The organism is Pseudomonas sp. IPO3747 (genome assembly GCF_013385245.1).
Taxonomy (GTDB): Bacteria; Pseudomonadota; Gammaproteobacteria; order Pseudomonadales; family Pseudomonadaceae; genus Aquipseudomonas; species Aquipseudomonas edaphica.
The window spans coordinates 20522-30292 of record NZ_JACAQL010000008.1; the positions used below are offsets into that span (position 1 = coordinate 20522).

The following is a 9771-nucleotide window of genomic DNA, read 5'->3' on the forward strand; positions in this document are numbered from 1 at the left end:
ATGGTCAGTAAGCCGCCCGGTAGATTTTCTCGATATCCGCTGCGCTGAGCTTGCGCGGGTTGTTGCGCATCAGGCGCTCGATACCCGCCGCTTCCGTCGCCATGGCGGGGATCGCGTCTTCCGGCACACCAAAGCTGCGCAGCCCTGCCGGGATTTCCACGGCGGCACATAGCCGCGTCATCGCCTCGACCGCCTGATCGGCGGCGTCGTTGACGCTGAGCCCGGCGGTATTCACGCCCATGGCTTGGGCAATGTCCTGCATGCGCTCCACGCAGGCCAGTTTGTTCCAGTGCATCACGTAGGGCAGCAACAGCGCATTGCTCACGCCGTGAGCAATATTGAATCGCCCGCCCAGCGGGTACGCCAAGGCATGCACTGCGCCGACGCCAGCATTGCCGAACGCCATGCCGGCCATCAGGCTGGCGGTGGCCATATCATCGCGGGCCTGCAGGTTGGCAGGGTTGGCGTAGGCCTTGGGCAGCGCATTGGCAATCAGTTTGATCGCGCCGATGGCCAGCGCGTCAGTGATCGGCGAGGCATTCAGCGACAGGTAGGACTCGATGGCATGCACCAGCGCATCCACGCCACTGGCGGCGGTGACACTGCGCGGGCACGTGAGGGTCATTTGCGGGCTGATCAGCGCAACATCCGGCAATAAGTAATCGCTTACGATGCCTTTTTTCAGTTGTGCGGCCTTGTCGGAGAGAATCGCCACATTGGTCACCTCCGAACCGGTGCCGGCCGTGGTCGGGATGGCGATCAGCGGCGGTCCTTTGCGCGGCACCTGGTCGACGCCGAACAAGTCCGCCAGCGCGCCGTGGTAACCGGCATAGGCCGCGACACTCTTGGCGATGTCGATGGCACTGCCACCGCCCACGCCGATCAGGCCGTCATGCCCGCCCTCGCGGTACACGCGCATGCAGTCCTCGACGATGGCGATTTCCGGGTCGGGCAGCACACGGTCGAAAATCTCATAAGTGCGCTCGCCCAGGTGCTCGAGCGCCAGCGCCACGGTGCCGGACTTGACCAGCGCGGCATCGGTAACGATCAACGGGTTATCCACATCAAGACGCGTGAGCTCGGCGGCCAGTTGTTCGATGGCGCCAGCACCGGTCAGCAGTTTGTGGGCGATCTTGAATGAGGAAGTACTCATGTGCGCGGCCTCTTATTAATGATGGGCTGGCACAAGAATAGCCGGGTATTTCAGGTTGCCCAGCATTCACGCACTGAATGGCTCGGTCGGTGTGGGAGCTGGCTTGCCTGCGATGCGACCGCCTCGGTTTTCCTGACATACCGAGTTGATGCTATCGCAGGCAAGCCAGCTCCCACATTTGATCCGGTTTCGGCCTTTAGACTTGCGCGGTGCGCAGTTTCTCGCTGCGGCCTCGCAGCCACTCAAGGGTCAGCAACAGCAGCACCGAGAACGCAATCAGCAAGGTTGCCGCTGCGGCAATCGTCGGGCTTAAATTTTCGCGGATGCCGCTGAACATCTGGCGCGGCAAAGTCGCTTGCTCGGGGCCGGCGAGAAACAGCGTCACTACCACTTCATCAAAGGACGTCGAGAAGGCAAACAATGCCCCGGAAATCACCCCCGGCGCGATCAACGGCAAGGTCACACGGCGAAACGCGGTCAGCGGCGAGGCGCCCAGGCTGGCCGCCGCCCGCACCAGGTTGTGGTTGAAGCCCTGCAACGTCGCCGACACGGTGATGATCACAAACGGCACACCCAGCACGGCATGTACCACGATCAGCGAGAGGAAGCTGTTGCCCAGCCCCAGTGGCGCAAAGAACAGATAGCTGGCCACGCCAATGATCACCATAGGCACCACCATCGGCGAAATCACCAAGGCCATGACCAACGCCTTGCCGGGGAAGTTGCCGCGCGTCAGGCCAATCGCCGCCAGCGTACCGAACACCATCGCCAGCACCGTGGCCGCCGGGGCCACAATGATGCTGTTCTTCAATGCACGCATCCACTCGGCCGAGGCGAAGAAGTCCTGATACCAGTGCAACGAGAAGCCTTGCAGCGGGTACACCAGGAAACTGCCGCTGTTGAACGACAGCGGGATAATCACCAGCACCGGCAAGATCAGGAACAGCAGGATCAAGCCACACAGGATCCGCAAGCTGTAGAACCACACCCGCTCCACGGGTGACATATAAGGGCTCAGCATCGCCAACTCTCCTCAGCTCAGGCGCAGGCGACTGGCGCCGACCAGACGGTTGTAGATCAGGTACAGCACGACGGTCGCCAGCAGCAGCAAGCCGCCCAGCGCCGTGGCCATACCCCAATTGATGCTGGTGTTGGTGTAGAACGCGACGAAATAGCTGACCATCTGGTCGTTCGGGCTGCCGAGCAGCGCCGGGGTGATGTAGTAACCAATCGCCAGGATAAACACCAGCAGGCAACCGGCGCCGACACCGGCATAAGTCTGCGGGAAGTACACACGCCAGAAACTGGCAAACGGGTGGCAACCCAGGGAAATCGCTGCACGCATATACGTGGGCGAGATGCCTTTCATCACGCTGTAAATCGGCAAAATCATGAAGGGCAACAGGATGTGCACCATCGAGATGTAAACCCCGGTGCGGTTAAACACCAGCTCCATGGGTTTATCGATCAGCCCCATGCCCATCAATGCGCTGTTGATCAACCCACCGGACTGCAGCAGTACAATCCACGCCGCCACCCTTACCAGGATTGAGGTCCAGAACGGCAGCAATACCAGAATCATCAGCAGGTTACTTTTGCGTGCCGGCAGGTTGGCCAGCAAATAGGCCAACGGGTAGGCCAGCAGCAGGCAGATGAAGGTTATTACCAAGCCCATCCAGAACGTGCGGGCGAAGATGTCCAGGTAGATGGCCTGGTCAGGCGTGGCCGGGGCCACTTCGCCAAGGTCATTGATACGGTGATCGACAGCCGCCAGCAGGTAGTACGGCGTGAGGCTGCTGGTATTACGCCGGATCGCCTGCCAGTACGCCGGGTCGCCCCAGCGTTCGTCGAGGTTTTCCAACGCTTCCTTATAAGAGGCGGGCGCTTCGGTAAACGGCAGCGCCCGCGCGGTTTTGGTCAACAGGCTGCGGTAGCCGGCCAGTTCCATGTTCAAGCGTTTGGACAAGTCGCCCAGCGTCTGGTTTTTACGCGCTTCACCCAGGTCTTCGCTGAGCGCCTGATACACCGGTTCACCCGGCAGGCCGCGACCGTCCCAGGTCTTGACCGCCACCACGGTACGCGGCAAACCGCCCACCACTTCCGGGTTGCCGACGCTTTTGTAAAGCAGCGCAACAATCGGCACCAGGAACACCAGCAGCAAAAACAGCACCAGCGGCGCAATCAAGGCCTGGGCCTTCCAGCGATTGAGCCGCTCGGCACGCGCCAGGCGCTGCTTGAGGGTGGGGCTGGGAATGGCGATAACCATGGCAAACTCCGGAAATCTTCTAAGAGTTCCCTGTGAGCGGTGCTTCTTTGTGGGAGCTGGCTTGCCTGCTCCCACACCAGCCTGCTTTCACAGAGGAATATGCGGTGTTACTTGGCCGCCCAGGAATTGAAGCGCTGCTCGAGCTGCTCGCCGTTATCCGCCCAGAAGCTCACATCGATCTGCACCTGGTTGGCGATGTTTTCCGGGGTGGTCGGCATGTCTTTCAACACATCCTTGGCCAGCAACGGTACAGCCTGGGTATTGGCCGGGCCGTAGGCGATGTTTTCCGAGTAGGTCTTCTGCTGTTGCGGCTGCACCGAGAAGGCGATGAATTTCTTCGCCGCTTCGGCACGGTCCTTGGCCAGGCCTTTAGGGATGGCCCAGGCGTCAAAGTCGTAGATGCCGCCGTTCCACACCACTTTCAGGTTGCTTTCTTTTTGCACGGCAGCGATGCGGCCGTTATAGGCCGAGCTCATGACCACATCACCCGAGGCCAGGTACTGCGGCGGTTGTGCGCCGGCTTCCCACCACTGGATCGACGGTTTGAGTTCGTCGAGTTTCTTGAACGCGCGATCCTGACCGTCTTTGCCAGCCAGTACTTTGTACACGTCTTTGGGGGCCACGCCGTCCGCCATCAAGGCGAATTCCAGGGTGTACTTGGCGCCTTTGCGCAGGCCGCGCTTGCCTGGGAATTTCTTGGTATCCCAGAAATCCGCCCAACTGGTCGGTGCAGTGGCAAGCTTGTCGGCGTTGTACGCCAGCACGGTGGACCACACAAAGAAGCCCACGCCGCAGGGCTGAATCGCGCCTTTCACGTAATCGGCGCTATTGCCGAACAGTTTCGGGTCGAGCGGTTCGAACATGTCTTCGTCACAGCCACGGGACAGTTCCGGCGACTCCACTTCCACCAAGTCCCACGACACGCTCTTGGTATCGACCATGGCTTTGACCTTGGCCATTTCACCGTTGTACTCACCGGCGACGATCTTGCCATTGCCCGCGCTTTCCCACGGTGCGTAAAAGGCTTTGACCTGAGCCGCCTTGTTCGCACCACCGAAGGATACGACCGTCAGGTCCGGGCCTGCCATGGCCTGTGTCGCGCCCATCAAGCCAATGGCCAGGGCGGAATATTTAAGGGATCTCAACATTGTTGTTCTCTCCACGTGCAGGGTTGGTGAAGCCATGGGGCGATTAATTCGCCTCTAGAAGTGGGTCGAGTGCGCGAACGTGCTCGACTTGCCAGCCAATCGGTACCACGTCGCCGACCGCAAGCGCTGTGTCCAGCTCAGCGATCGGTTGTTTCACAAAAAAATCGGCCTTGCCGCAGACTTCCAGGCGCACACGCACGTGGTCGCCCAGGTAGATAAATTCCGCCACCCGCCCAGAGAAGCGGTTGACGCAGGATTCACTGGAGCCATTGAGGCTGACGCGCTCCGGGCGTACTGACAGGGTCACCGGGCCGCCGAGCTGGCCGACATTCACTGCCAGCGCCTCGACCTTTTCACCACGCGCCAACTCCACCACACAGCGCTCGCCGGTGTGGCTGTGCAGGCGGCCATTGAGTCGGTTGTTCTCGCCGATGAAGTTGGCGACGAACGTGTTTTTTGGCTCTTCGTACAGCGTGCGCGGCGCGGCGATCTGCTGGATCTCGCCCTGGTGGAACACCGCCACGCGGTCGGACATGGTCAAGGCTTCGCCCTGGTCGTGGGTCACGTACACCACGGTCACGCCGAGGCGCTGGTGCAGGTGCTTGATCTCCATCTGCATGTGTTCGCGCAGTTGTTTATCGAGGGCGCCGAGGGGTTCGTCCATCAACACCAGCTGCGGTTCGAACACCAGCGCGCGGGCCAAGGCCACGCGCTGTTGCTGACCGCCGGAGAGTTGCGCCGGGTAACGCTGGGCGAAGGCATCCAGCTGGACCATGCTCAGCACGCGTTTGACCCGCTCGCTGATATCGGTCTTGCTCAAGCCGCGCACCGACAAGGGGAAGGCCAGGTTCTCTGCCACCGTCATGTGCGGGAACAGCGCGTAGTTCTGGAACACCATGCCGATGTCGCGCTTGTGCGGCGGCACGTTGTTGATAGCGCGCCCGGCGAGCAGGATTTCCCCGGCGGTCGGCGTCTCGAAACCGGCGAGCATCATCAGGCTGGTGGTCTTGCCCGAACCCGACGGCCCGAGCAGGGTGAGGAACTCGCCCTTGCGAATCTCCAGGTTGAGGTCTTTGACGATCAGGTTCTCGCCGTCGTAGCTCTTCTGCACGCCACGAAAGCTGACCAGCACATCATTTGAATCCACCTCGCTCATACCCGCACCTTTTGTTTTGGACTGCTGTGGCACAAAGCGTAGTCCAGGCGCGAGCCCCCGGAAATCGGGGGCGAGGAGAGAATCACATCAGCAGGATGGAAGGTTGGGGGTAGGGATTGCCCTACACGGATGGCGGGCAGAGAACAGTGCGGCGGCAATCGTCAGCGTCTGCCGGCAAAGCCTATGTCGTAAACAGATACGCGCACCTGGAGGAGCCCGGCTTGATCGTTCCCTCGCTCCGCGTGGGAATGCAGCCCAGGACGCTCTGCGTCCTAAAGCGTGACGCAGAGCGTCACAAGAGGCGTTACCACGTGGAGCGTGGGAACGATCGAGGGGGTTACAAGAGTTTGTGTTCCATGGCGTACTTCACCAGTTCGGCCAGGGAGGTGATATGGAGCTTTTGCATCAACCGCGCCTTGTGGGTGCTGATGGTCTTGCTGCTCAGCGCCAGTTGCTGGGCGATGTCATTGACGTTGGCGCCCTGGGCCAGGCGCTCGAACACTGAGAACTCGCGCTCCGACAGTAACGAGTGCAACGGCCGCGTATCGGTGAGGCCGACCTCAAAGACCATGCGGTCCGCCAGGTCCGGGTCGATGTAACGCCCGCCCGCCGCCACCTTGCGAATCGCCGTCAGCAACAGCGCCGGGTCACTGTCCTTGGTGGCATACCCCGCCGCCCCGACTTTCAGGGCGCGGGCAGCCATTTGCGCTTCATCGTGCATCGACAGCACCAGAATCGCGGGCGGGTTACTCAATGCACGGATGCGCGCAATCGCTTCCAGGCCATTTACGCCCGGCATCGAGATATCCAGCAACACCACCTCACAGGCGATATGGCGCAAGGTCTCCAGCAACTGCTCGCCATTGCTGGCCTCGCCGACCACCAGCAGGTCTTTGGCCAGGCCAATCAATTGCTTGATGCCTTCACGAACAATGGTGTGGTCTTCGGCTACCAATACGCGAATCACAGGGGCTTGCTCCTATCGTTATGCATCCAACGGCACCGTGACACTCAAGGTGGTGCCCTCCCCAAGTTCGCCGTGCAGGCTCAATTGCCCGCCCATCATCAGCACCCGCTCACGCATACCGACTACGCCAAAGGATACCGGGCGGCCGGGGTTCTCGACGAAACCGACGCCGTCATCGCTGATGGTCAGCCGCAAGTCGGCGCTTTCCACCGTCAGGGTCAGTTCGACAGTATGCGCCTGGGCATGACGCATCACATTGGTCAGCGCCTCCTGCAGGATGCGGAACAGGCCAATTGCCTTGGCATCGCTGAGGGCCGGCAGGTTATCCGGGACTTGTACCAGACAGGGAATGTGCGTGCGCGCTTCGAAGCGGCGGGCTTGCCATTCAATCGCCGAGGCGATGCCAGCGTCGAGAATCGGCGGGCGTAGCGCGGTCGCCACATCCCGGACAAGCTGGAACAGCTGGGCGATCAGGCGTTTCATGCTGTTCAGGCGCTCGGTCAAGCCCGGGTCCAATTGCGCATAGGCCAGCTCGCACATCGAGGTCTCCAGCTTGAGCACCGTGAGCATCTGACCCAACTCGTCATGCACTTCACGGGCGATACGCGCCTTTTCCTCTTCGCGCACGGTTTCAAGGTGGGCAGAGAGCTCGCGCAGCTGTGTTTCGCTTTGCTGCAAGGCGGCCACGTAACGACGGCGCTCGGTGACGTCGTTGAGATAAACCACCAGGTATTCGCCCTCGGCAAAGCGCAGGAAGCTCAACGACACATCCGCCGGCAGGATGCTGCCGTCAGCGCGCACGCAATCGGCGGCGAAGGTCTGCGGGCCTTCTTCGCTGGCGCGCGCACGCTTCCACACGTCGAGCCAGCGGTCCATGTTCAAGGTCGGGTCAAAATCGATCAGCGGTCGCTCGATCAGCGCGCCGGCGGCGTAGCCCAGCATGGTCTCGGCGGCACGGTTGGCGTAACGCACATGGCTGTCCCAATTGACCCAAAGAATGCCGACCGTACTTTGATCGATGGAGAACTGCGTCAGCCGCAACGCTTCGGCACCCGCCGCACGCGCGGCGCTTTCTTCTCGGGCGGCCAGTAAGCTGTGTTCCAGCACTCGCTGGTGGCGGCGCTGCCAAACCACCACGGCGAGGCTGGCGAGCAGGAACATCGCCAAGAGCAGGCTGAGGTTTTGCCACAGGCCCGGCGATTCCGTCAGCCGTGGGTATTTGGGTTGCAGCCAGCGGCTGTGCAATTGGTCGAGGTCGCGGGCGGGTATCGCGCGCAAGGCACTTTGCATGATGCTCGCCAGCTCCGGCCACTCACGGCGCGTGGCCACACGCAGCAATTGCGGCAGGCCGATATCGCCGACCACCGCCAGCCCGGCAAACTCCGCCTCGCCGGACAATCGGCTCAATTGCGCCTCATCCACCACGGCATAACGCGCCTGCTGGCTCACCAACAATTGCAAGGCCTGACGCTCCAAAGGGACGCCTTGCAGGTTGAGGTTGGGATAATTGCTACGCAGGTAATCGGCGACAGCGCTGGGCATGCGCACGGCGACGCGGGACAGCTCGTCAAGCTTTTCCAGCTCCACCGCGCCGCCGCCCTCGCGAATGCCGACGATATGCTGAGGCACGCGCATGTAAGGGTCGCTGAATAACCACAGACGCAAGCCCGCCGGGGTTTGCTGCAGGCCCGGGGCGATATCCACCTCGCCATCGCGCACGGCGGCTTCCAATTGCTCCTGGCTGGGGAAATTGCGCCAGGTCAGGTCGATATTCAGCGCTTTGGCCAGCCATTGCATCAATTCGACATTCGCCCCGGACAGGCGCTGCAGGCGCCGATCGTATTGGGCGTACGGTGCCTGCAATACCAGGCCCACGCGCAACTGCGGGTGCTGCGCCAGCCATTCACGCTGCTGAGCATTGAGCTGCGCCTGCGGCGCGATAGGCGCAGGCGCGGCATTCGCCATCAAGGCAAAGCACACACAGCCGATAACCAGCAGACAGCGAAAACCCATGATCCACGTCTCACATCACTGACAAACACTGACCAACCCATTAGGCTGCTGGAATCACTTCTGGCCGGGAATTAACGATGCCCTTTACCCACCGTTCGGCACTGCCAGCATTGTGCCTATCGCTGCTATTTACCAGCGCCTTTTCTGTTCACGCCGCCGACGCGCCTGCGCCCACCGCCGAAAAACCGGCTGAACGCCAAGCCCTGCCCGAGCGCAGCCAGGAAGAAGCCAACGCCCTTGAGCGACAACTTCCACGCCAGGAACAACAACAGTTGCAGGCCGGCACCGACTCATTCCTGGCGCTGTGGAAACCTGCCAACAGCGCCGAGCCCGAAGGGGTGGTGATTATCGTACCGGGCGCAGGGGAAAGTGCTGACTGGCCGCAAGCAATCGCGCCCTTACGGCGCAAGCTGCCCGATGCCAATTGGGGCACCCTCAGTCTGTCGCTGCCGGATGTGAACCTCGACACCTTGCCGCCACGGGTCATGGAGCCACCTAAAGCCGCCGTCGACACCAGCAGCAAAGACGGCAGCACGGCCGCCAAACCGATCGAACAAGCCGCCAGCGCCGAAGCCGAAGGCACTGACCCGGCGGTGGTGCCTGGTGCTGATGAACAAGACAAGACCGACGCCAAGCGCATCTTTGATCGCATTGACGCCGCCGTTGCCTTTGCCCAAACCCAGAGCGCCCGCAGTGTGGTACTGCTCGGCCACGGCACCGGCGCCTGGTGGGCTGCGCGCTACCTGAGCGAGAAACAGCCGTCCCAAGTGCAGAAGTTGGTGATGGTGGATGGCAAGACGCCAGCGGCCAGGCAGCCGGACCTGCAAAAACTGGCACCGGCGCTGAAGGTGCCGACGGCGGATGTGTATTACCAGGACGGCGCTCAAGAGCGCAAAAACGCCCGGGAACGCATGCAGGCCGCCAAGCGGGCGAAGAATGACAGCTATAAACAGGTGTCACTCAAGACCTTGCCGGGCAACAGTGCGGCTGAGCAAGAGCAGCTGTATCGGCGGGTTCGCGGGTGGTTGAGCCCGGAGCCGGCCTCCAACTAATCCAGCCTGGCAAGCC

The 9771-nt window shown here is 61.6% G+C and carries 8 protein-coding genes; 1 reads left to right on the forward strand and 7 read right to left on the reverse strand.

Going from position 1 to position 9771, the window contains the following annotated elements; genetic code table 11:
* Positions 1–4: 4 nt before the first annotated feature.
* From HX790_RS11710 to HX790_RS11740, 7 genes are all read right to left on the reverse strand, one after another.
* On the reverse strand, positions 5–1153 hold the full coding sequence (locus HX790_RS11710) for an iron-containing alcohol dehydrogenase (protein WP_017138076.1): 1149 nt from the start codon (positions 1151–1153) through the stop codon (positions 5–7).
* Between the two features lie 196 nt (positions 1154–1349).
* Positions 1350–2174: an ABC transporter permease gene (locus HX790_RS11715; protein WP_176991563.1), complete on the reverse strand. Its 825-nt coding sequence runs from the start codon at positions 2172–2174 to the stop codon at positions 1350–1352.
* Between the two features lie 12 nt (positions 2175–2186).
* Positions 2187–3419, reverse strand: coding sequence for an ABC transporter permease (locus HX790_RS11720; protein WP_017138074.1), 1233 nt, complete (start codon positions 3417–3419; stop codon positions 2187–2189).
* 107 nt (positions 3420–3526) lie between these two features.
* Entirely contained in the window at positions 3527–4567 is a 1041-nt protein-coding gene (locus HX790_RS11725) for an ABC transporter substrate-binding protein (protein WP_169987466.1), read from the reverse strand.
* Positions 4568–4610: 43 nt separating this feature from the next.
* Positions 4611–5723 carry an ABC transporter ATP-binding protein gene (locus HX790_RS11730; RefSeq protein ID WP_065929377.1) on the reverse strand — a complete coding sequence of 371 codons (1113 nt, stop codon included), beginning with the start codon at positions 5721–5723 and terminating at the stop codon, positions 4611–4613.
* A gap of 337 nt (positions 5724–6060) precedes the next feature.
* Positions 6061–6690, reverse strand: coding sequence for a response regulator transcription factor (locus tag HX790_RS11735; RefSeq protein WP_017138071.1), 630 nt, complete (start codon positions 6688–6690; stop codon positions 6061–6063).
* A gap of 18 nt (positions 6691–6708) precedes the next feature.
* Positions 6709–8703, reverse strand: a complete 1995-nt coding sequence (locus HX790_RS11740; protein ID WP_176991564.1) for a histidine kinase — start codon at positions 8701–8703, stop codon at positions 6709–6711.
* 77 nt (positions 8704–8780) lie between these two features.
* On the opposite strand from HX790_RS11740, the gene HX790_RS11745 reads away from it, so the two are divergent.
* Entirely contained in the window at positions 8781–9755 is a 975-nt protein-coding gene (locus HX790_RS11745) for an alpha/beta hydrolase family protein (protein ID WP_169987470.1), read from the forward strand.
* The last annotated feature ends 16 nt before the right edge of the window (positions 9756–9771 follow it).